The organism is Pseudomonas sp. SMN11, assembly GCF_052041945.1.
Classification (GTDB): domain Bacteria; phylum Pseudomonadota; class Gammaproteobacteria; order Pseudomonadales; family Pseudomonadaceae; genus Aquipseudomonas.
In genome coordinates, this window is record NZ_JBKGGW010000005.1 from 223,967 (window position 1) to 244,824 (window position 20,858).

The following is a 20,858-nucleotide window of genomic DNA, read 5'->3' on the forward strand; positions in this document are numbered from 1 at the left end:
ACCGGCGAAGCCGGTGCCATATACCGAGTCGCCTGCTTCGCGGGTGAACCCGCTCCCACAGGGGACCAGCGAACCTGCCCAAATAGCCTTCTTCCTTCAGCTACTTCTACAGGAGCACCCCATGCCTGAGATCCTCGGCCACAACTTCATCGCCGGCCAGCGCAGCGCCGCTGGCGGGCAACGCCTGCAAAGCCTGGACGCCACCACCGGCGAGGCCCTGCCCTACAGCTTCGCCCAGGCCACCGAGGCCGAAGTGGACCAGGCAGCCAAAGCCGCCGCTGCCGCCTTTGTTGAATTCCGCAACCTGAAACCGGCCCGCCGCGCCGAATTCCTCGACGCCATCGCTGCCGAACTGGACGAGCTGGATGACGCCTTCGTCGCCATCGTCTGCCGTGAAACCGCCCTGCCTGCCGCCCGTATCCAGGGCGAACGCGGCCGCACCAGCGGCCAGATGCGCCTGTTCGCCCAGGTGCTGCGCCGTGGCGATTTCCTCGGTGCGCGCATCGACCTGGCCCTGCCCGAGCGCCAACCACTGCCGCGGGTAGACCTGCGTCAGATGCGCATCGGCGTCGGCCCGGTCGCCGTGTTCGGTGCCAGCAACTTCCCGCTGGCCTTCTCGACTGCCGGTGGTGACACCGCCGCAGCCCTGGCCGCCGGCTGCCCGGTGGTGTTCAAGGCGCACAGTGGCCACATGGCCACCGCCGACCTGGTCGGCTGCGCCATCCAGCGCGCCGCCGAGCGCACCGGCATGCCCAAGGGCGTGTTCAACATGGTGTTCGGCGCTGGCGTCGGCGAACCGCTGGTCAAGCACCCGGCCATCCAGGCCGTCGGCTTTACCGGTTCGCTCAAGGGCGGCGACGCCCTGTGTCGCATGGCCGCCGAGCGCCCGCAGCCGATCCCGGTGTTCGCCGAGATGTCCAGCATCAACCCGGTAATCATCCTCCCGGCTGCCCTGGCCAAACGAGGCGAGGCCATCGCCCGCGAGCTGGCCGGTTCCGTGTGCATGGGTGCCGGGCAGTTCTGCACCAACCCGGGCCTGGTGATCGGTCTGCAGTCGGCACAGTACAGCCAGCTGCTCGCCGACCTCGGCCAGCACCTGGACCAACAAGCCGGGCAGACCATGCTCAACGCAGGTGGCCTGCGCAGCTATGTCGGCGGCCTGGAGCACCTGCACGCCCACGCCGGTATCAAGCACCTGGCCGGCCAGGCCCAGGCAGGCAGCCAGGCCCGTGCCCAACTGTTCAAGGCCGATGCCCGCCTGCTGGTGGAGGCCGACCCGCTGCTGCAGGAAGAAGTGTTCGGCCCGACCACCGTAGCGGTCGAGGTCAAGGACAATACGCAACTGCGTGACGCCCTGCTCGGCCTGCGCGGCCAGCTGACCGCGACGCTGATCGGCGAGCCGGAGGACTTCGAGGCCTTCGCCTGGCTGGTGCCGCTGCTGGAAGAGAAAGTCGGCCGCATCCTGGTCAATGGCTACCCGACGGGTGTGGAAGTGTGTGACGCGATGGTCCACGGCGGGCCGTATCCGGCCACCTCTGATGCCCGTGGCACCTCGGTCGGCACCCTGGCCATCGACCGCTTCCTGCGCCCGGTGTGCTACCAGAACTACCCGCAGGCGCTGCTGCCGGAGGCCTTGCGTGACGGCAACCCGCTGGGGCTGCGTCGCCTGGTCAATGGGCAGTGGAGTGAAGGCGCGCTCTGAGTCCCTTGAAACAAGAAAGCCCCGCATCTGCGGGGCTTTTCTTTGTTGCCTTTGCTGGCCTCTTCGCGGGACAAGCCCGCTCCTACAGGGGCTGCACAGCCCTGAAGCTACAGGTACTCCTATAGGAGCGGGCTTGTCCCTCGAAGAGGCCAGCACAGGTTATTGAAGGGCTCAGGCCCCTTGTGCCTCGGCTTCTTCATGGGCCTGGCGCAAGCGTTCGCGGCTGTTGCTCAGGTGCATGCGCATGGCCATCTTCGCCCCTTCGCTGTCGCGACGGGCAATGGCTTCGTAGATCGCTTCATGCTCATGCATCAACCGGCTCATGTAATGCGCCTGGTCATCATGGGCCAACCGCGCCGAATTCAACCGGGTGCGCGGAATGATGCTGGTACCCAGATGGTTGATGATGTCGGCGAAATAGTGGTTGCCGCTGGCCTGGGCAATACGCAGGTGGAACTGGAAATCCGCCGATACCGCGTCGGTGGCATGCGCAGCCCCCTCGTTCAGCTCGTCGAGCGCAGCACGCATGCCGGCCAGCTCTTCATCGCTGCGTCGTTGCGCTGCCAGGCCCGCCGATTCAATCTCCAGGGCGATGCGCAGCTCCAGCACCGCCAGCACCTCGCGCAAGGTCACCACGGTCGCCGGGTCGATGCGGAAGCCCCCGGTCGCCGGCGCATCCAGCACGAAGGTGCCGATGCCATGGCGCGTCTCGACCTGCCCGGCCGCCTGCAGCCGGGAGATCGCCTCACGCACCACGGTACGGCTGACGCCCTCCTCGGCCATGATCTGCGATTCGGTCGGTAGCTTGTCGCCGCGCTTGAGCTGGCCGCTGCGAATACGCTCGGTCAGCACCGTGACCAGTTCCTGGGCCAGACTGCGCGGCTTGCGCCGGGTCCTTGCCTGTACCTGCTGCTCTGTCATGCCCTGTATTTCACCTTGAAAGACAGCCGTCATCATAACGCAAGCAGTTGTACGATCACATACACCCGACGCGGTATTTGTTGCCGGGGCCAGCCGCCGTGAATTCAGGTACAGTGAGCCTTTTCCATGGAAGGAAAGCCCCGTATGAAACCGCTCGACCGTGGCTTGCTCGCCTGTGGCCTGCTGATCCCTTTCTGGCTGCTGGTGGGTGTCTGGTTCACCGCCCAGGCCTACCCCGGCTATGACCACCTGCAACAAGCCATGAGCCAGCTCGGCGCCACAGGGGCCCCGACCCAGCGCTGGTCGCCGCTGCTCAACAACTTCCCCCTCGCTTTGCTTTTCGCCTTGTTCGCCCTGGGCCTGGCGCGACGCTGGCGCTCCTCGAAACTGGCGCTGCTGAGTGCTGCGCTGGTCTTGCTGCATGGCCTGGGCAGCCTCGGCACTGGCCTGTTTCCCTGCGACCAGGGCTGTGCGCCTGCCGAGCCGTCCAGCTCGCAGCAACTGCATAACCTCAGCGGTTTGCTGATGTTTGTCTCGTTGACGCTGGCCAGCGCGCTGTGGGCCTGGCTCGGCAAGCGCCTGGCCGGTTCGCCGGCATTGGGCTGGTTTTCGCTGGTGTGCCTGATTGCTGCGGTAGTTAGCGTCGTACTCATGGCCCAGGCCGCACAAAGCGGCCAGCTGTTTGGCCTGTATCAACGGCTGAACTACGGCGTGTCTGTCACGTGGATAGCCGGCCTGGCGTTGAGCAGCCTGCGCCCCGCACTGGCAAATCGCTTTCGCATCGCCACTACCTGATAGGAAAATGCTGGCCCCCAGGCATTGCCAGTGAAGGCAAACTCCGTTCATCTTCATATGCTTAGGACAGCAACATGCGAACAATTCTAGCAACGATGGCCGGCTGCCTATTGGCCACTGTCGGCTTCGGCGTACAGGCCAAAGCACTGAGCCAGAACGATCGCAACGTCTGTGGCTGGGGTTCGCAGATCGCCGCCGAGGCTCAGCATGCCAAGCTCTCCGGGGTCACCCTGTACGCCACGCGCAAGAAGCTGCAGGTGCGCCGTTTCGACAAGCCATGGATGCGCATGACCGCCTTCGGCATCACCGAACAGACTTACAACAGCCGTTCGAAGCTGCAGCCGTCAGCGATCAAGCAGACGTATTACGAGCAATGCGTCCAGCACGCAGTTGCAAAACGATAAACCTATATATTTCAAGGCATTGAAACACTTTACTAATGCTTTTTAGAAATTAAGTCAGCCCTGGCTTCGCCAGGGCGGCCCGTCCTTGAAGCGTTCCTCGATCCAGGCCTTGAACGCCCCCATGGCCGCACTGTTCAGCCGCGCCGAGGGGCGTACCAGGTAGATACCCGCTGCCACGTCCAGCTGCCATTGCGGCAGCACCCGCACCAGGCGCCCGGCTGCGAGGTCCTCGCCCATCAGCCAGTCGCCACCTGCCAGAATGCCCACGCCACGCCGCGCGGCCTCAAGAAGTGCCTCGTTGTCGTTGCCGCGTAACGAGCCGTTGACCCGGACACTCACCTGCTCCTTTCCACTGTTAAGGCGCCATTCAGGAAAAGAACGTAAGCCACTGAATCCCAGACAGTTATGCTCAGATAGCTGCTGAGGGTCAAGCGGTTCGCCCTGGCGCGCAAGGTAGGCCGGCGAAGCGCACAGGATGCGCAGGTGATCGCCCAGCTTGCGCGCCACCAGGCGGTTGTCTGCCAGCTCGCCAACGCGGATGGCTGCGTCGAAACCCTCGCCGACCAGGTCAACGAAGCGGTCGGCATACTCAGCTTCGATGGTCACCTGCGGGTAAGCCAGCACAAAATCTGCCAGCAGGCCACTCAGCCAGCGGCGCCCCATGGCAGCAGGCAAGGCCAGGCGCAAGCGGCCACGCACCGCTGCGGCACCCTCGGCGGCTTCCTGCTCGGCCTCGGCAATCAGGCGGCTGGCCTCGCGCACGCGTGCTACGAGCCGCTCACCTTCGTCGGTGAAGCGCAGTTGCCGTGTGGTGCGCTCCACCAGGCGTATGCCCAGGCGCTGCTCCAAGGCATTCAGGCGCTTCGACAGCACCGTGGGGTGGCGCTCCAGCTGGCGGCCTGCGGCGGCAAACGAGCGTTGCTCGTGCAAGGCCAGCAAGGTGGCGAGTTCATCAGCGCGGCGGCTGTCAAAGGCATCCATGGCAAGGCTCGGTAGTGAGTTCGGTATCAGGCGGTGAGAATCAGCGCCCCTTCCGACAGCCCTTGCTCCAGGTCCCCATGGGCCCTGGCCGCCTCGGCCAACGGGTAGCGGCGCCACACGCGTGGCTGAATGATACCCGCGCCAATCGCTGCCAGCACATCGGCTGCGCGCTGCTGGTATTCCTCGGCCGTGGCGGTGTGGGCAGCCAGGGACGGCCGGGTCAGGTACAGCGACCCCTTGGCATTGAGAGTGGCCACTTCTATAGGCTCCGGTACCCCGGAGATCGCCCCGCACGACACTAGCAGGCCACGGGGACGCAAGCTGTCCAGCGATGCCTGCAGCGACAGCTTGCCCACGCTGTCATACACCACGTCGACGCCCTGCCCCTGGGTCAGCGCACGTACCTGGCTGGCCAGGCTCGCCGCATCGAAGACCAGCACAGCATCACAACCCGCAGCCTGCGCCCGCGCCACGCTCTGTGGTTTCGACACCACGCCAATCACCCGGGCCCCCAGGTGGCGCGCCCAGGGCGCCATGAGCTGGCCAAGGGCACCGGCGGCGCCATACAGCAGAATCTGCGTACCCGGCCCCACCGGGTAGGTGGCCTTGAGCAGGTACTGCGCGGTGATGCCCTTGAACAGCACGGCAGCGGCCGCTTCATCGTCCAGACTCGGCGGTAGCTTCACCAAACGCTCCGCCGGGTACAGCCGGCCGCTGGCATAGGCACCCACAGGGCCGGTGGCATACGCAACGCGGTCACCGACCTGGACGTTGCTCACCCCGGCACCCACCGCGGTCACTCTCCCGGCCCCCTCCAGCCCCAGCCCCGAAGGCAGTGCCAGTGCTGCGCCGCCTTTGCGTTGCAGCACATCGAGGGGATTGACGCCCATTGCAGTCTGCTCCAGCCATACCTGCCCCGGGCCAGGCTGCAGGGGCTGCAGGTGTTCCAGGTGCATGACGTCGGCAGCGCCAGTGGCGCTCAGGGCAATTCGGCTAGCCATGTTCGGTTCCTTGCGGGAGTGAAAGACCGGATCAGGCTAATTGGCAGGCAGAATTCGAACAATCGGGCCAGGTGCAGATGATTGCTGCACCTGGTGAAGCAATGCTCAGCAGGGATAGACTGGCTCGCAGCGCACTTCGGTCTTTACCGAGTTGGCGATGAAGCAGGCGTCGTGGGCCAGATCATGCAGTTGATCGAGCTGCTCCGCCGTCGGCTGGCGCTCCCCGGAGAACTCGACCCGCGGCCGCAGGGTGACCACGGTCATTGCCATGCGTCCTGCTTCATTACGCGCCATCACCCCTTCGGCATCGTCGGCATAGTGCTCGACGCAAAAGCGCTGTTTGGCCGCCAACGACAGGAACCACAGCATGTGGCAGCTGGACAGCGCGGCGATGAAGGCCTCTTCCGGGTCCACGGCCGAGGCATCGGACATGGGCAACGGCACTACATGGGGCGACGACGACCCCGGCACCTCGACGCCGCCGTCGAAGCGCCACAGGTGCCGGCGGCTGTACTGGTTACCGAGAAAATCCTGGCCGTCGCGAGCCCAGGCCACGTGAGCGGTGTATTGCGCCATTCGAACCTCCTTGTCCAATTGATCACATCGTTTCAACAGCCGCTGAGCGCCACCGGGCGGCGTTCGCCAGCGAAGAACAACGGGCGCAGGCGCACGCCGATCAGGTTGCCGGTGTAAGCCGCGATAAGCCACAGCCAGCCATGCACGCTACCCGACGCGATACCGCTGAAGTAGGCGCCGATATTACAGCCATAGGCCAGGCGCGAACCATAGCCCAGCAGCAGGCCACCGATCACCGCGGCGATCAGCGATGGCAGCGGGATTTTCAGGCTGGGCGCGAAGCGGCCTGCCAAGCCTGCCGCCATCAGTGCGCCGAGCACGATGCCGATGTCCATCACCGTGGTGATGTCCTGCCACAGCGGCGCAGCCAGCGCCTTGGCATTGGCCGGCGCCTGCCAGAACACCCAGCTGCCGACGTCCACGCCGAAGCTGGAAAGGGTCTTGGCGCCCCACAGGGCAAAGGCCGAAGTGATACCCCACGGGCGGCCAGCCAGGGCCAGGGTGGCGTAGTTGAGCAAGGCCAGGGCAATTGCGCCCCACAGCAGCGGCCAAGGGCCGCGCAGGAAACGGCGCAGGCCTTGATGCTCGCTGCTCAGTGGCGCTTCCAGGGCGCCATGACGGCGTTTTTCCAGCACCACCGTGGCCCAGGCGATCAGCGCGAACACGGCCACGCTGACCAGCAGCGCAGGCACCACGCCCCATGCCTGGACAATCGAAGTGGCCGGGAACGACGGCAGCGCGAACCACCAGTCGGCATGGTGGGTGGCGCTGACCGAGCCGATGATGAAGAACAGCAGGGTCACCAGCATCCGCGCATTACCGCCGCCGACCGTGAACAGCGTGCCCGAGGCACAGCCGCCCCCCAGTTGCATGCCGATGCCGAAAATGAACGCGCCGAACACCACTGACACGCCAGCCGGTGCGACCAGGCCGGTAACCGGGGTGCCGAACAGGCTGCCGGCCGACAACGCCGGGAAGAACAGCAGCACCGCCAGGGTCAGCATGACCATCTGCGCACGCAGGCCGGCGCCGCGGCGCTCGTTGATGAACACGCGCCAGGCCGAGGTGAAGCCAAAAGCGGCGTGATAGAGCGTCAGGCCCAGGGCGGCACCGACCATCAGCAGCAGCACCTGCTTGAAGCCGGCGTTGAGGTTGAGGAACCAGGCGCCAGCCAGCAGCAGGGCCAGGGCGATCAAGGGCGCACCGAGGCGGCGCGGTTCGGGTGTGGCGGTTGCGGAAAGACCCATTGAAATACTCGGATTACAGTGAAACGGGGGGGCGAGTATAACCCCGTCAGGTGCTTTGTGTGGCCGGCGAGAGGCCAGTGCATCTGTTAGTCTGATAATCACTTGTCATTGCCAATCAAAGCATTCGCCTCATGGATGAACTGCGCAAGATCGACCTCAACTTGCTGCTCACCCTGCACGCCCTGCTCAGCGAAAAGCACGTGACCCGCGCTGCCTTGCGCCTGCACCGCAGTCAACCCGCCGTCAGTCATGCCCTGGCGCAGCTGCGTGCACACTTCGACGACCCGCTGCTGATCCGCCAGCACGGCCAGATGGCCCTGACCGCCCGCGCCCAATCCCTGGCCAAGCCGCTGCAGGATGCCCTCGGCAGCCTCAATGGCCTGCTGGCCGCGCCACAGTTCGACCCTGCCCAAGCCCGGCGCCGCTTCAGGTTGTCGCTGTCCGACTATTCCTCGCGCATCATCCTGCCGCCGCTGGTGCGCCACTTGCGCCAGGTCGCCCCCGGCGTCGACCTGGCCATCAGCCAGGCCAGCCGCGAAACCATGCTCGCGCAGTTGCTCGATGGCGAACTCGACCTGGCCCTGGGCATCTTCCCGGAACTGCCGGCCGACATCATCGCCCAGACCTTGTTCGAAGACCGCTTCATCAGCGTCGCCGATCGCCAGGTGCTACCGGCCAAGGGCGGGCTTGCGCTGGATGACTGGCTGGCACGCCCGCACGTGCTCATGGCCATGCATCCGGATGCCCATGACGAGATCGAGCGGGCCTTGGCCGAACAAGGGCTGCGCCGGCATATTGCCCTGGCGCTGCCGCATTGGAGCGCTGCCGTCGAGGTGCTCGCGGGCACAGACCTGGTCCTCACCGTGGCCAGGCGAGCGGTAGGCCCGATACGCCTGCACCCGTCACTGCGCCAGTTCACGCCGCCACTGCCGATCCCTGCCCTCGCCTATCAACAGGCCTGGCATGGGCGAAAGGACAGCGACCCCGGCCATCGCTGGCTGCGTGAAGCGGTCTGGGCATGCAGTCAGCCCGGGCATTGATCAGCGCTCGATCACGGTCTGGCCGGACGGCGTGTTCGAGGTCCAGACGCCCTGCACCAGCAACACGCCGCCAAGGATCAGCAGTACACCGGCAACCCTGGCCAGGTTCACCGGTTTGCTGGCAACGCCCATCAGCCCGAAGTGATCGACGATCACCGAGGTCAGGATCTGCCCTGCCACCACCAGCACCAGGAAACCCGCCGTGCCCAGCTTCGGTGTCAAGGCTGCAGCACCAGCCACATAGAGGGCGCCTAGCACACCACCGATCCAGAGCCACCACGGGCCTTGCAGCGCTTTGCTCAGGTCAGGCATGGGCACCCGCAGGATCAGCAACGCTGTGATGATTACCACCGAACTGACCGTCAACGAGGTAAAAGCGCCCCACAACCAGTGCCCCAGGGCACGGCCGACGGCAGCGTTGCTGGCAGCCTGATACGGCAGCACGAAGCCTGCAAGCAGGGCCATCATCACCGGAAGGAATGCAAGCAGCAGGGTTTTGTAGGACATAATGGGTCTCATCTGAAGTCAGGATGAGACCATGATCGTTAAATCCACAGTGTTTATGGAAATTGAAAAGGTGCACGTACTGTATTCGTCTCACGCATATAGCCAGATGCGGGCCTGCCGAAGCGTGCCCGCAGCCCGACCTCAACGCCAGGTATCGACCCGCAGCACTTCGGTGTAGATCGCATCGACGGTCTGGCCGACCTTGAGGTTCTTCATCTGCTTCTGCAGGTCCGGGTTCTCGACCTTGACCACCTGCAGCTTGCCTTCTGGCGGCAACAGGGTAACTTCATGTGTCTTCAGGTCGATTTTCTTGATCTGCGAGGTTACTCGAACCTGACGGAACGCTTCGCCGCCCGGGTTGGGATTGTCCTTGGTGGCGCGAATGGTGCCGGATTCCTCACTCGCTTTGGGCGCGCCGCCCACATTGCTGTTGAGCACGTAGGCGATTGCCCGGGTGACGTAGATATCGACGTTATCCCCGACTTTCAGGTTTGGCAGCGCCTTGGCCTTTTCCGTCAGCTGCAGGGTGACATCCTTGTCGTCCGGCCCTTTTACCGTGACTTGGCGGTTGGCCAGGTCGATGGCCGTGACTTGGGTTTTGACATGGCTTTCCAACGCCTGGCTGCCAATCGGAATCTCGGCGGCCTGCACCGTGAAGGTGGCAGCGGACATCAGCGTGGCGAGGGCAACTGCGCGAGCGAGCGTGCTAATAGGATTCATAGGCCTGCTTCCATGTGTTCAAGACCGGGTTTGCGCGTGAAATGTTTACGCGCAAAGAAGCATAGCCATTGCCCGCCACTGTGCAGGCAATCGCCCGCGCTGCTGCACATTTCAACCCCTTGGCGTCATACGCGTCACACGCCAGACGGTGTTGGCCAGGTCATCCGCAATGATCAACGCCCCGCGCGGGTCCACCGTCACGCCCACAGGCCGACCTCGGGTCTTGCCATCTTCCCCGCGGAACCCGGTGGCAAAGTCGATCGGCTCACCGGCCGGCTTGCCCGCATTGAACGGCACGAAGATCACCTTGTAACCCACCGGGTTCGGGCGATTCCAGCTCCCGTGCTCGCCCACGAACACCCCGTCGGCAAACCGTTCACCCATGGCCGGCATGGAGAAGTCCACACCCAGCGCGGCAACATGCGACCCCAGGCTGTAATCCGGCTTGATCGCGGCCGCCACCTTGTCCGGGTTCTGCGGTTTCACCCGTTCATCGACATTCTGCCCCCAGTAGCTGTACGGCCAGCCATAGAAGCCGCCCTCTCGCACCGAGGTGAGGTAGTCCGGCACCAGGTCCGGCCCCAGTTCGTCACGTTCGTTGACCACCGTCCACAACTGCCCGGTGTCCGGCTGAATGGTCAGCGCCGTCGGGTTGCGCAAACCGGTGGCGTAAGGCTTGTGCGCTCCCGTCACGGCGTCGATCTGCCAGACCATGGCGCGGTCGATTTCCACCTCCATGCCACGCTCGGTGATGTTGCTGTTCGAGCCGATACCCACGTACAGGTAGCGGCCATCAGGGCTGATGGTCAGCGCCTTGGTCCAGTGGTGGTTGATCTCGGCCGGCAGGTCGGTGACCTTGGTCGGCGGGCCACCCGCCTTGGTCTGACCATCCAGGTAGTCGAAACGTACCAGTGAATCCTGGTTGGCCACGTACAGCTTGCCGTCGGCAAAGGCCAGGCCGTAGGGCGCATTGAGGCCTTCGGCGAACACCGTCTGTAGCTCATACGTGCCATCGCCATCGGCATCGCGCAGCAGGGTCAGGCGATTGCCGCCCTTGACCTGGGTATTGCCCTTGGCCTTGATCTGACTGGCGATCACGTCCTTGGGCTTGAGTTTGGCGGCACTGCCGCCGCGCCCTTCAGCGACGAGGATATCGCCATTGGGCAGCACCAGGCTCTGGCGCGGGATCTTCAGGTCAGTAGCGATGGCCGTGATGCTGTAGCCCTCGGGCACGGTGGGCTTATGCTCGCCCCACAGCGCCGGTTGCGCGATCTTCATGCTCGGCAGCAGGCCGCGCTCCGGGGCCGGCAGTTTCGGGTCGGGCCCCAGCGCCTGGGTCGGTTCACCGTCACCGCCACAGGCGGCCAGAAGCAGTGCCACGCTCAGCAGCGACATTCCATGCAATGGCTTCATGCCTCACCTCCCGAACCCAGGTTACTCATGCCCAACCATGCCGCCACACAGGCCAGCACGGTAACGATCACCGACAGCACCAGGCCCGCCGGCATCACCGCCCAGGCGTCCTTGGCATGTTCGAAAGCGTTGATCAGCCCCAATACCCAAGTCGCCAGCAACAGCAGGAAGTACAACGTCGGCCGCCCGCCCTTGCGCGGGGCGCGGATCAGGTTGGCCAGGGCAAACAACAACGCCAGCCCACAGAACAGCAAGCCACCGGCAACCAGCCAGGCGGCAAAGTTGCTCCACTGGATCTGGTAGCTCTTGAAGTAGGCAATGTCACTCAGCAGCGCGCCGAGAAACAACGGAACCGTGCCGGCCAGCAGGATCGCGTGCAGCGGGCTGGGCGTGCATCGGTAGAGGGTTTGCTCAGTAGCGGTCACGGCGCCTCCTTATCAGTCGGTGACCCGGGGCTGAAGGACTGGCACGGGGCCTGGTCCATCAGGCGTGCGCAGAGTGCGCTTAAGAAGGGATCACCTTGACGTTCGGATAGTTCACCGCTTGGCTTGATAGAAATATCCTGAAAGACTTTGCGCGTCGGAATGAGGGATACCATGAGCATCTGCAACACACGACGTTACGCGTACTGGACCGCGCATGCCTTGCTGGCCATCAGCCTGGCACTCAATGCCGGCTGTTCGAGCAAAAGCAGTAAGGCGCGCTACTACGCCGTGGCCCCAGGCTCCAACTGTTACGCCAAGGCGCTGCCGAGTACAGGCGAAGGCGGCCTGGCCTGGGGCAACACACTGGGCATTGCCAAGCAGAAGTCGCTGAACAACTGCATCCGCTATGCCGGCCGCTCAGGCGGCACGCCAGACACCTGCCAGGTGGTGCTGGCCAAGTGCAAGAACTGAGATCTAGGTCGGGTCTGCGCTATTGAGCAGCGCATCGAGAACGCTTTCGAGCTCCGATAGTTCGATCTCCGCCAGCGTCCCCGCTTGCGCGAGGCGCTGGTCACAGTCGATGACTACCTGCACGCTCCGGCGTGGCTGATTCCCTGGGTATTTGCGCAACGTCAGCTCGACCTGCCAGGCACTGAGCCAGGTGCTGACGTCCGCCGACCAGCGCCTGTCTTCGAACGCCAACAGGCAGGTCCCCTGCCGTGTGTCGATGATCCGCGGCCGGTAGACCCAGTGTGTGTTTCCTGCTTCCCATGGGGCAACCAGCAGCCGATAGCGGTCATCTTCAGAGCGCGATTGAGTCTCCACCTCGTCTGCGGGCTGGCCATTGGCGGCCACATAGCGCTGGAACGCCTCAACCTGGGCACCGGTGCGCCCCAGGCCCTGGTGGTCATCCACATGCTTCCTGTGCCTGGCGAACGCCGCAGACTGCGGGCCGTCGGCATACAGCGAGACGATCGCCGCACACTGCGCCAGCCAGTAGATTTCATCCGACAGTTCATGGGCCTTGCTGCTGCCCAGGTCGATCGCCTTTGACAGCAGCTCGCTGGCCAGCTGCTGGCCGACCTCACGCAGTGCAGCAGCCTGCACCGGCGGCAGGGCCTGTGCGGCCTGCGCGACAAAGGTCGCATAACGCTGCTGCAGTGACTGGCCCGCCAGACCCAGCAGCGGGCACTGCGGCGGCGGCAGGTCAAGGGGTTCGGGCGCCCTTCTGTTGCGCGGCAGATGGGAAAGATCGATCACCAATGACTTCCTTGTGGGTGTATGGACGCCCGCCATGCTACCCCATGGGCCGCAGCCTTCAATAGCGGATGATCACCACTTCCAGATATTCACTGGGCACCACCAGGGACGAGGCTCCGCCTTGGTTGTGCTCGTTCAGCAATGCCGTGAGGTCGCTTTCCAGTGCCGCCGCCGCATCCGCCGGCAGTGTTGCGAAGGCTTTGTGCACCGGCCCGTACCAGGTCCGGAACACGTCGATGAAATGCGCCGCGGAGCGATAACGGAAGTTGAACTGCTGGCGGCTGACGTCCATCGCGCCAATCTTGCCGGCAAACATCTCGCGCAATTGTGCTTCATCACCCCAGCGCGATGGCGGCAAGGCGCCGGGAGGGGGTGGCACATGCCGGCCGAGGGTCTTGAACATCTGCCCGACGAAACCCTGTGGCGTCCAGTTAGCCAGGCCGATACGCCCACCCGGACGGCAAACGCGGGCCATTTCCCGCGCGGCCTGCGGCTGGTCAGGGGCGAACATCACGCCAAAGGTCGACAGCACCACATCGAAGATACCGTCCTTGTAGGGCAGCGCCTCCGCATCGGCGACTTCGAAATCGACCTTGAAGTGCTCCGCACGGGCACGTTCTTCACCGCGCTTGAGCAGTTCGGCCACGTAATCGGTGGACGTGACCCGGCAGCCGCGCCGGGCGGCGGCCAGGGTGGCGTTGCCATTGCCGGCCGCGACATCCAGCACCTGCTCGTCCCAGCGCAAATCGCAAGCTTCGGCCAGGCGTTCACCGACCAGTTGCAGGGTGGTGCCGATCACCGCGTAGTCGCCGCTGGCCCATGCCGCTTGCTGGCGGGCCTTCAGTGCATTGGTATCCAGAGGAGTGCTCATGGTCTGCGCCTTCTTGTTGTGCGCGGCCGAGGTCCTTCTGGCGGTCTACGCGCCATGGAATGGAATAGGTTTGAGCGGGATTCAGCTAAGCGCTGATGGAAGGATGCGGCAAGGGTGATGTAATACGGATTAGCGATTGATGCATCAACTTTCGGTTATGTGGGGCTGCTTCGCAGCCCTTTCCGACCGGTCCGGCGCCCCGGCAAGGCCGCTCCCACAGGTACCGTGCTAGTCTCACGGACTGCGCATTACCTGTGGGAGCGGCCTTGTCTCGCGAAAGGGGCGCAAAGCGCCCCCAAATGTGTCAGGCGAACTTGGCCCGCGCAGCATGCAGTTTCTTGTAGCTTTCGATCAGGCGCAGATGGCGGTCCAGCCCTTCCAGCTTCATGCTGGTCGGGGTTAGCCCATGGAAACGCACGCTACCGTCGACCGAACCTAGCACCGCGTCCATCCGCGGGTTGCCGAACATGCGGCGGAAGTTGGCCTCGTAGTCGGCCATTTCCAGCTCTTCATCCAGCTGAACTTCCAGCACCACGTTCAGCGCCTGGTAGAACAGGCCGCGCTCGACGGTGTTGTCGTTGAACTGCAGGAACGCCTCGACCAGTTCCTTGGCATCCTCGAAGCGCTTGAGCGCCAGGCAGATCAACAGCTTCAGCTCAAGGATGGTCAGCTGGCCCCACACCGTGTTCTCGTCGAACTCCACGCCGATCAAAGTGGTGATGGTGGTGTAGTCATCAACCTCGCATTTATCCAGGCGACGGCGCAGCGCGCGCAGGGCGCGGTCGTCGAGGCTGTGCAGGTTGAGGATGTCGGCACGGAAGCCCAGGGCGCGGTTGGTGTTGTCCCAGATCAGGTCCTCGACCGGGTAGATCTCGGAATAACCCGGTACCAGGATGCGGCAGGCGGTGGCACCGAGGTTGTCGTACACCGCCATGTAGACCTCCTTGCCGAGGTCTTCGAGGATGCCGAACAGAGTCGCGGCTTCCTGGATGTTGGAGTCCTCGCCATGGCCGGAGAAGTCCCACTCGACGAACTCGAAATCGGCCTTGGCGCTGAAGAAGCGCCACGACACCACACCGCTGGAGTCAATGAAGTGCTCGACGAAGTTGTTCGGCTCGGTCAGCGCATGGCTTTCGAAGGTCGGCTGTGGCAGGTCGTTGAGCCCCTCGAAGCTACGGCCTTGCAGCAGTTCGGTAAGGCTGCGCTCCAGCGCCACTTCAAAGCTTGGGTGGGCGCCGAACGAGGCGAACACGCCGCCGGTGCGCGGGTTCATCAAGGTCACGCACATCACCGGGAACTCACCGCCCAGCGAGGCATCCTTGACCAGCACCGGGAAGCCCTGCTCTTCCAGGCCCTGGATACCTGCCAGGATACCGGGGTACTTGGCCAGCACGTCCTGAGGAACATCCGGCAGGGCCAGCTCGCCCTCGAGGATTTCGCGCTTCACCGCGCGCTCGAAGATTTCCGACAGGCACTGCACCTGGGCTTCGGCCAGGGTATTGCCGGCGCTCATGCCGTTGCTGAGGAACAGGTTCTCGATCAGGTTGGACGGGAAGTACACCACCTGCTCGTCGGACTGGCGCACGAACGGCAACGAGCAGATACCGCGCTCGGTGTTGCCCGAGTTGGTGTCGTACAGGTGCGAGCCGCGCAGCTCGCCGTCGGCGTTGTAGATCTCCAGGCAGTGTTCGTCGAGGATTTCTGCCGGCAGCGCGTCCTTCGGCCCTGGCTTGAACCACTGCTCGTTCGGGTAATGCACGAACGGCGCGTTGGCGATGTCCTCGCCCCAGAACTGGTCGTTGTAGAAGAAGTTGCAGTTCAGCCGCTCGATGAACTCGCCCAGCGCCGAGGCCAGAGCGGCCTCCTTGGTCGAACCCTTGCCGTTGGTGAAGCACATCGGCGACTGCGCATCGCGCACGTGCAGCGACCAGACGTTGGGCACGATGTTGCGCCACGAGGCGATCTCGATCTTCATGCCCAGGCCGGCGAGGATGCCGGACATGTTGGCGATGGTCTGCTCCAGCGGCAGGTCCTTGCCGGGGATGTAGGTGGTGGTGTCGGCTACCGGCATCAGCAGGCCCTGGGCATCGGCGTCGAGGTTGTCGACTTCTTCGATGATGAACTCGGGGCCGGTCTGCACCACTTTCTTCACGGTGCAGCGGTCGATGGAGCGCAGGATGCCCTGGCGGTCTTTCTCGGAAATGTCCTCGGGCAGCTCGACCTGGATCTTGAAGATCTGGTTGTAGCGGTTCTCGGGGTCGACGATGTTGTTCTGCGACAGGCGGATATTCTCGGTCGGAATATCGCGGGTCTGGCAGTACAGCTTGACGAAGTACGCCGCGCACAGGGCCGACGAGGCCAGGAAATAGTCGAACGGGCCCGGGGCCGAACCATCGCCCTTGTAGCGGATCGGCTGGTCGGCGATCACCGTGAAGTCGTCGAACTTGGCTTCAAGACGAAGGTTGTCGAGAAAATTGACCTTGATTTCCATGCGGGGATTACCGTGATTTAAGCGTGCAAAACGAAATTGGCCGGCATTATCCGGGTTTTCGCCCCGGAAGTCCTCTCCACATCTGTGCGGCACCCTACTGTAGGAGCGGCCTTGTATCGCGAAAGGGCTGCGCAGCAGCCCCAAGATCTGTGAAGCGGCACAGATAGCGGGGGCCGCGTTGCGGCCCTTTCGCGACGCAAGGCCGCTCCCACATAGTCAGCGCTAGCCTGGAATATTGTGCATTCCACCGAATTGCTTGCCTGATCCTCCGGACCTGCGCCACCACCAGACCAGTGGTAGTACCTCTGTGCTAGCGTTTCTGGATTGGGGAACAACGTATTCCCCACCAGACAGTAAGCGCCATCAACCGATGATCAGCAGGTGAGCCATGGAACTTCGTATCAACCAGAAGACCTACCAGGTCGACGCCGATGCCGACACGCCGCTGCTGTGGGTATTGCGTGACAACCTGGGCATGACCGGCACCAAGTATGGCTGTGGCCTGGCCCAGTGCGGCGCCTGCTCGGTGCTGGTGGATGGCAACGTCGTGCGTGCCTGTGTCACCCCCGTGGCTGGCGTGGTCGGGCGCGAGGTGACCACCATCGAAGCGGTCGAGGCCGACCCGGTAGGCAAGCGCGTGGTGGCGGCCTGGGTCGAGCACCAGGTGGCGCAGTGCGGCTACTGCCAGTCTGGCCAGGTGATGGCAGCCACGGCGCTGCTCAAGCACACCCCCAAGCCCAGCGACGAGCAGATCGGCGCGGCGATGGTCAACCTCTGCCGCTGCGGCACCTATAACGCCATCCATGCTGCCGTGCATGCACTCGCCGAAGGGGAGCAGGCCTGATGAACACGCCCGTTGATACCCCTGCAGAACTGCTCAGGCTGCAACTGGGCGAAACCGTCAACCTGTCGCGCCGGCGCTTCCTGGCCGGCACCGCGGTCGGTGCCCTGGTGCTGGGCTTCGGCCTGCCGATGGGCGCGACCCGCGTGCAGGCAGCGGCGTCAGCCACTCCGGAGCGCGGCACCCAGGTGCCGGCGTTCCTGGAAATCCGCCCGGATGGCAAGGTGCGCCTGCTCAGCCCGTTCATGGAGGGTGGCCAAGGCCCCTTCACGGCCATGGCCCAGATCGTCGGTGAAGAACTCGACGTCGACCCGGCCAACTTCCTGGTCGAAAGCGCACCCCCCGGGGAAGCCTACGTGGTGATGGAAAACGGCCTGCGCATCACCGGCGGCAGCATGTCGGTGCGCATGAGCTACCCGACCATGCGTCGCCTCGGCGGCCTGGCCCGGGCCATGCTGCTGCAGGCCGCGGCCGAGCAATGGGGCGTGCCGGTCGGCGAGCTGTCCACCGAGCCTGGCAAGGTTGTTCACGCCGCCTCTGGCCGCTCGCTGGCCTATGGCGAACTGGCTGGCCGTGCCATGGACCTGCCGGTGCCGGACCCTGCCAGCATCAAGCTGCGCGACCCCAGCCAGTTCCGCTGGATCGGTAAGCCGGTGCGGCGCCTGGACGCCTACGACAAATCCACCGGCAGGGCCGAGTACTGCATCGACATCAAGGTCGACGGCATGCTCCACGCCGCCGTGCAACACGCGCCACGCCTGGGCATGACCGTGGGCAGCCTGCGCAACGAGGAACAGGTCAAGGCCATGAAAGGTGTGCACTCGGTGCATCAGTTGCCAGGCGCCGTGGCCGTGGTCGCCGAACGCTGGTGGCACGCCAAGCGTGCAGTGGAGGCCATCCAGGTGGACTGGAAAGAGCCAGGCGCCGACAGCAAGGTGCGGCCGATGCCGGCAGACTTTTCCAGCGACGGCTGGCGCGAGCACCTGGCCGCCGTTGAAGGGCCGGCCCGCGACGAGGAAAACGAAGGCGACATCGCTGGTGCCCTGGCCAATGCCAAGACCAAGGTCGAGGCCAGCTACCACAACCAGTACCTCAACCATGCCCAGCTGGAGCCGCCGTCTGCCCTCGCCCGCTTCAACCCGGACGGCACCCTGGAGGTCTGGCTGCCTAACCAGGCGCCAGACATGTTCCGCGACGACATCGCCAAGCGCACCGGCCTGGATGCGGCGCAGATCACCCTGCACTCGCCACTGCTGGGCGGCTTCTTTGGCCGCCACTTCCTGTACGACTCGGCCAACCCGTACCCACAGGCCATCGCCTTGGCCAAGGCCGTCGGCCGGCCGGTCAAGCTGATCTGGAGCCGCGAGGAAGAGTTTCTGCGCGACGTGCTGCGCCCGGTCGCCGTGGTCAAGTTCCGCGCAGGGCTGGATGCCGAAGGTCTACCGGTGGCCATCGAAGCCGTAAGCGCCACCGAAGGCCCGACCGAAGCCCTCGCCGGCAAGCAAGGCGACAAGATCGACCCCACGGCCCTCGAAGGGCTGTCGGGCAAGTCCTACGCCATTGCCAACAAACGCATCGCCCAGATCTACGTCAAAGGCCCGGCCATGCTCGGCTACTGGCGCTCGGTGGGCAACTCGCTGAACGACTTCTTCTATGAGTCGTTCCTCGACGAGCTGGCCGACAAGGGCGGCAAGGACCCTTACGAACTGCGCCTGCACTTGCTGCGTGACAATCAGCGCCTGACCAACCTGCTGCACGCGGTGGCCGAGTTGTCCGGCGGCTGGAAGCGCGGGCCGTTCACAGCAGAAGACGGCAGCAAGCGCGCCCGCGGCATTGCCATGGCCTCGCCGTTCGGCTCCGAAGCCGCGGCAATCGCCGAGGTATCGATCGAGAACGGCCAGGTCAAGGTGCATGACATCTGGCAGGCGATCGACCCCGGCAGCATCGTCAACCCGGCGATCATCGAGCACCAGGTCAACGGTGCGGTGGCCCTGGGCCTGTCGCAGACGCTGGTGGAGGAAGCGGTGTTCATCGACGGCAAGCCGCGCGCACGCAACTACGACCTGTACCCGATCCTGCCCCCTTCACGCATGGCCCGGGTGCATGTGCGCATTGTCGAGAGTGGGGCGAAGATGGGCGGTATCGGCGAACCGCCGTTGCCGGCGGTGGCGCCAGCCGTGGCCAACGCCGTGGCGCAGCTCACCGGCCAGCGGGTGCGTAGCCTGCCGCTTAGCCGCCACACCTTCAGCTGACCGGACAAGGACTGCCCCATGACCCACAGCCGTTTCGCCCGAACTGCGGGCTGGCTGGCCGTGCCGTGCCTGGTCGCGGCCGGCCTGCTGGCCTGGTACGTGACCCGCGAGCCCGCCTCGCCTTTCACCACCGAACACGTTGACCCCGCTCTGGTCAGCCGTGGCGAGTATGTCGCCCGGCTCAGCGACTGCGTGGCCTGCCACAGCCTGCCGGACGGTAAGCCGTTTACCGGGGGCCTGGCAATGGCCACGCCGCTGGGCACCATCCACGCCACCAACGTGACCCCCGACCGTGAGACCGGCATCGGCAACTACAGCCTGGCCGACTTCGACCGTGCCGTGCGCCATGGCGTCGCGCCGGGCGGCCGGCGGTTGTACCCGGCCATGCCCTACCCTTCGTACGCCAAGCTCAGCGACGACGATGTCAAGGCGCTGTACGCCTTCTTCATGAAGGGTGTGCAGCCGGCACAACAGGCGAACATCCCCAGCGATATCCCCTGGCCGCTGAACCTGCGCTGGCCTATCGCCTTGTGGAACGGCGTGTTCGCCGCTGACACGCCGTACGCAGCCAAGGCCGGGCAGGATGCGCTGTGGAACCGCGGCGCCTATATCGTCCAGGGGCCTGGCCACTGCGGCAGCTGCCACACGCCACGGGGCCTGGCCTTCAATGAGAAGGCCCTGGATGAAGCCGGTACGCCGTTCCTCGCCGGCGCCCTGCTCGATGGCTGGTACGCGCCCAGCCTGCGCAGCGACCACAACACAGGGCTCGGCCGCTGGAGCGAGGCCGAGATCGTCCAGTTCCTCAAGACCGGGCGCAACTCGCATGCCGTGGTGTATGGATCGATGACCGAGGCGTTCAACAACTCCACGCAGTTCATGAACGATGAAGACCTGGGCGCCATTGCCCACTACCTCAAGTCTCTACCCGGCGACCCACAGCGGGACGGGACGCCCTGGCAATACCAGGCAGTTTCTGCGGCCACGCGCCTGGACAGCCCCGGCGCCCATACCTATGTCACCCGCTGTGCCAGCTGCCATGGCCTGGACGGCAAGGGCCAGGCCGAGTGGATGCCACCGCTGGCCGGTGCCACCTCGGCGTTGGCCAGGGAAAACGCCTCGGCGATCAACATCACCCTCAATGGCTCGCAACGCATCATGGCTGCTGGCGTGCCAGATGCCTACCGCATGCCGGCGTTCCGCGAGCAGTTGTCGGACCAGGAGATTGCCGATGTATTGAGCTTTGTGCGCAGCACCTGGGGCAACGTGGGCGGCGCGGTGGATGCACAGGCGGTCGGCAAGCTGCGCGGGCACACCGACCCGGCCAGCAGCAGCCCGATCATCCTGCACATGCGGTAGAAGATGTTGCCTGTACCGGGGTGGGTGGGGGGGGGGGAAAAAAAAAAAAAAAAAA

The 20,858-nt window shown here is 64.7% G+C and carries 20 protein-coding genes; 8 read left to right on the top strand and 12 right to left on the bottom strand.

The window, feature by feature from the left end; all coding sequences use genetic code 11:
* Nucleotides 1-121: 121 nt before the first annotated feature.
* Nucleotides 122-1,702 (top strand): aldehyde dehydrogenase (NADP(+)), encoded by a 1,581-nt coding sequence (locus ACLEJU_RS07900; protein WP_435421434.1) that lies wholly within the window; start codon nt 122-124, stop codon nt 1,700-1,702.
* Nucleotides 1,703-1,873: 171 nt separating this feature from the next.
* Here ACLEJU_RS07900 and ACLEJU_RS07905 read toward each other — a convergent pair whose 3' ends face one another.
* Nucleotides 1,874-2,623 carry a FadR/GntR family transcriptional regulator gene (locus ACLEJU_RS07905; RefSeq protein WP_085678821.1) on the bottom strand — a complete coding sequence of 250 codons (750 nt, stop codon included), beginning with the start codon at nt 2,621-2,623 and terminating at the stop codon, nt 1,874-1,876.
* Nucleotides 2,624-2,767: 144 nt separating this feature from the next.
* On the opposite strand from ACLEJU_RS07905, the gene ACLEJU_RS07910 reads away from it, so the two are divergent.
* Both ACLEJU_RS07910 and ACLEJU_RS07915 read left to right on the top strand, forming a co-directional pair.
* Nucleotides 2,768-3,418 carry a DUF998 domain-containing protein gene (locus tag ACLEJU_RS07910; RefSeq protein WP_435421433.1) on the top strand — a complete coding sequence of 217 codons (651 nt, stop codon included), beginning with the start codon at nt 2,768-2,770 and terminating at the stop codon, nt 3,416-3,418.
* A gap of 74 nt (nt 3,419-3,492) precedes the next feature.
* On the top strand, nt 3,493-3,822 hold the full coding sequence (locus ACLEJU_RS07915; protein ID WP_435421432.1) for a hypothetical protein: 330 nt from the start codon (nt 3,493-3,495) through the stop codon (nt 3,820-3,822).
* A 54-nt stretch (nt 3,823-3,876) separates the two neighbouring features.
* Here ACLEJU_RS07915 and ACLEJU_RS07920 read toward each other — a convergent pair whose 3' ends face one another.
* From ACLEJU_RS07920 to ACLEJU_RS07935, 4 genes are all read right to left on the bottom strand, one after another.
* On the bottom strand, nt 3,877-4,803 hold the full coding sequence (locus ACLEJU_RS07920) for a LysR family transcriptional regulator (RefSeq protein ID WP_435421431.1): 927 nt from the start codon (nt 4,801-4,803) through the stop codon (nt 3,877-3,879).
* A gap of 26 nt (nt 4,804-4,829) precedes the next feature.
* The gene (locus tag ACLEJU_RS07925) at nt 4,830-5,804 is read right to left on the bottom strand and encodes a quinone oxidoreductase family protein (protein WP_435421430.1); all 975 of its coding nucleotides are present in this window, start codon (nt 5,802-5,804) and stop codon (nt 4,830-4,832) included.
* Nucleotides 5,805-5,909: 105 nt separating this feature from the next.
* Nucleotides 5,910-6,380: an OsmC family protein gene (locus ACLEJU_RS07930; protein WP_435421429.1), complete on the bottom strand. Its 471-nt coding sequence runs from the start codon at nt 6,378-6,380 to the stop codon at nt 5,910-5,912.
* A gap of 32 nt (nt 6,381-6,412) precedes the next feature.
* A complete protein-coding gene (locus ACLEJU_RS07935) occupies nt 6,413-7,627 on the bottom strand; it encodes a YeeE/YedE family protein (RefSeq protein WP_435421428.1) in 1,215 nt (404 codons plus the stop codon).
* Between the two features lie 131 nt (nt 7,628-7,758).
* Between ACLEJU_RS07935 and ACLEJU_RS07940 the strand changes: the two genes are divergently transcribed.
* Nucleotides 7,759-8,667: a LysR family transcriptional regulator gene (locus ACLEJU_RS07940; RefSeq protein ID WP_435421427.1), complete on the top strand. Its 909-nt coding sequence runs from the start codon at nt 7,759-7,761 to the stop codon at nt 8,665-8,667.
* On the opposite strand, the gene ACLEJU_RS07945 is transcribed toward ACLEJU_RS07940, so the two are convergent.
* The 4 genes from ACLEJU_RS07945 to ACLEJU_RS07960 all read right to left on the bottom strand — a co-directional run bounded on the left by ACLEJU_RS07945 (nt 8,668) and on the right by ACLEJU_RS07960 (nt 11,732).
* Nucleotides 8,668-9,174, bottom strand: coding sequence for a DMT family transporter (locus tag ACLEJU_RS07945; RefSeq protein WP_435421426.1), 507 nt, complete (start codon nt 9,172-9,174; stop codon nt 8,668-8,670). It lies immediately after the preceding gene.
* A 141-nt stretch (nt 9,175-9,315) separates the two neighbouring features.
* Nucleotides 9,316-9,894 carry a hypothetical protein gene (locus ACLEJU_RS07950; RefSeq protein ID WP_435421425.1) on the bottom strand — a complete coding sequence of 193 codons (579 nt, stop codon included), beginning with the start codon at nt 9,892-9,894 and terminating at the stop codon, nt 9,316-9,318.
* A gap of 111 nt (nt 9,895-10,005) precedes the next feature.
* Complete coding sequence (locus ACLEJU_RS07955; protein ID WP_435421424.1) at nt 10,006-11,307, bottom strand: PQQ-dependent sugar dehydrogenase; 1,302 nt, start codon at nt 11,305-11,307, stop codon at nt 10,006-10,008.
* Nucleotides 11,304-11,732, bottom strand: coding sequence for a DUF2231 domain-containing protein (locus ACLEJU_RS07960; RefSeq protein ID WP_435421423.1), 429 nt, complete (start codon nt 11,730-11,732; stop codon nt 11,304-11,306). Before ACLEJU_RS07960 ends, ACLEJU_RS07955 begins: the two co-directional genes overlap by 4 nt.
* 171 nt (nt 11,733-11,903) lie before the next feature.
* Here ACLEJU_RS07960 and ACLEJU_RS07965 point away from each other — a divergent pair, with 171 nt between their 5' ends.
* Nucleotides 11,904-12,203, top strand: coding sequence for a hypothetical protein (locus ACLEJU_RS07965; protein WP_435421422.1), 300 nt, complete (start codon nt 11,904-11,906; stop codon nt 12,201-12,203).
* Between the two features lie 3 nt (nt 12,204-12,206).
* Here the strand turns inward: ACLEJU_RS07965 and ACLEJU_RS07970 are convergent, their stop codons facing one another.
* The 3 genes from ACLEJU_RS07970 to ACLEJU_RS07980 form a co-directional block, all read right to left on the bottom strand.
* Complete coding sequence (locus tag ACLEJU_RS07970; RefSeq protein ID WP_435421421.1) at nt 12,207-12,992, bottom strand: hypothetical protein; 786 nt, start codon at nt 12,990-12,992, stop codon at nt 12,207-12,209.
* Nucleotides 12,993-13,050: 58 nt separating this feature from the next.
* Nucleotides 13,051-13,863: a class I SAM-dependent methyltransferase gene (locus tag ACLEJU_RS07975; RefSeq protein WP_435421420.1), complete on the bottom strand. Its 813-nt coding sequence runs from the start codon at nt 13,861-13,863 to the stop codon at nt 13,051-13,053.
* 304 nt (nt 13,864-14,167) lie between these two features.
* A complete protein-coding gene (locus tag ACLEJU_RS07980) occupies nt 14,168-16,354 on the bottom strand; it encodes an OsmC domain/YcaO domain-containing protein (RefSeq protein ID WP_435421419.1) in 2,187 nt (728 codons plus the stop codon).
* Nucleotides 16,355-16,742: 388 nt separating this feature from the next.
* On the opposite strand from ACLEJU_RS07980, the gene ACLEJU_RS07985 reads away from it, so the two are divergent.
* Genes ACLEJU_RS07985 through ACLEJU_RS07995 form a run of 3 tightly spaced genes read left to right on the top strand, consistent with a single transcriptional unit; the run spans nt 16,743 to nt 20,803 of the window.
* The gene (locus tag ACLEJU_RS07985) at nt 16,743-17,198 is read left to right on the top strand and encodes a (2Fe-2S)-binding protein (protein WP_435421418.1); all 456 of its coding nucleotides are present in this window, start codon (nt 16,743-16,745) and stop codon (nt 17,196-17,198) included.
* Entirely contained in the window at nt 17,198-19,447 is a 2,250-nt protein-coding gene (locus ACLEJU_RS07990; protein WP_435421417.1) for a molybdopterin cofactor-binding domain-containing protein, read from the top strand. The genes ACLEJU_RS07985 and ACLEJU_RS07990 overlap by 1 nt, the downstream gene beginning before the upstream one ends.
* A gap of 18 nt (nt 19,448-19,465) precedes the next feature.
* A complete protein-coding gene (locus ACLEJU_RS07995; RefSeq protein WP_435421416.1) occupies nt 19,466-20,803 on the top strand; it encodes a c-type cytochrome in 1,338 nt (445 codons plus the stop codon).
* Nucleotides 20,804-20,858: the final 55 nt, after the last annotated feature.

Bases quoted from the DNA above. Each gene is read 5' to 3' on its own strand.
- ACLEJU_RS07975 (WP_435421420.1), bottom strand. From the start codon at position 13,863: ATGAGCACTCCTCTGGATACCAATGCACTGAAGGCCCGCCAGCAAGCG.
- ACLEJU_RS07920 (WP_435421431.1), bottom strand. From the start codon at position 4,803: ATGGATGCCTTTGACAGCCGCCGCGCTGATGAACTCGCCACCTTGCTG.
- ACLEJU_RS07915 (WP_435421432.1), top strand. From the start codon at position 3,493: ATGCGAACAATTCTAGCAACGATGGCCGGCTGCCTATTGGCCACTGTC.
- ACLEJU_RS07955 (WP_435421424.1), bottom strand. From the start codon at position 11,307: ATGAAGCCATTGCATGGAATGTCGCTGCTGAGCGTGGCACTGCTTCTG.
- ACLEJU_RS07995 (WP_435421416.1), top strand. From the start codon at position 19,466: ATGACCCACAGCCGTTTCGCCCGAACTGCGGGCTGGCTGGCCGTGCCG.
- ACLEJU_RS07900 (WP_435421434.1), top strand. From the start codon at position 122: ATGCCTGAGATCCTCGGCCACAACTTCATCGCCGGCCAGCGCAGCGCC.
- ACLEJU_RS07945 (WP_435421426.1), bottom strand. From the start codon at position 9,174: ATGTCCTACAAAACCCTGCTGCTTGCATTCCTTCCGGTGATGATGGCC.
- ACLEJU_RS07925 (WP_435421430.1), bottom strand. From the start codon at position 5,804: ATGGCTAGCCGAATTGCCCTGAGCGCCACTGGCGCTGCCGACGTCATG.
- ACLEJU_RS07905 (WP_085678821.1), bottom strand. From the start codon at position 2,623: ATGACAGAGCAGCAGGTACAGGCAAGGACCCGGCGCAAGCCGCGCAGT.
- ACLEJU_RS07990 (WP_435421417.1), top strand. From the start codon at position 17,198: ATGAACACGCCCGTTGATACCCCTGCAGAACTGCTCAGGCTGCAACTG.
- ACLEJU_RS07930 (WP_435421429.1), bottom strand. From the start codon at position 6,380: ATGGCGCAATACACCGCTCACGTGGCCTGGGCTCGCGACGGCCAGGAT.
- ACLEJU_RS07950 (WP_435421425.1), bottom strand. From the start codon at position 9,894: ATGAATCCTATTAGCACGCTCGCTCGCGCAGTTGCCCTCGCCACGCTG.
- ACLEJU_RS07935 (WP_435421428.1), bottom strand. From the start codon at position 7,627: ATGGGTCTTTCCGCAACCGCCACACCCGAACCGCGCCGCCTCGGTGCG.
- ACLEJU_RS07940 (WP_435421427.1), top strand. From the start codon at position 7,759: ATGGATGAACTGCGCAAGATCGACCTCAACTTGCTGCTCACCCTGCAC.
- ACLEJU_RS07910 (WP_435421433.1), top strand. From the start codon at position 2,768: ATGAAACCGCTCGACCGTGGCTTGCTCGCCTGTGGCCTGCTGATCCCT.
- ACLEJU_RS07980 (WP_435421419.1), bottom strand. From the start codon at position 16,354: ATGGAAATCAAGGTCAATTTTCTCGACAACCTTCGTCTTGAAGCCAAG.
- ACLEJU_RS07985 (WP_435421418.1), top strand. From the start codon at position 16,743: ATGGAACTTCGTATCAACCAGAAGACCTACCAGGTCGACGCCGATGCC.
- ACLEJU_RS07965 (WP_435421422.1), top strand. From the start codon at position 11,904: ATGAGCATCTGCAACACACGACGTTACGCGTACTGGACCGCGCATGCC.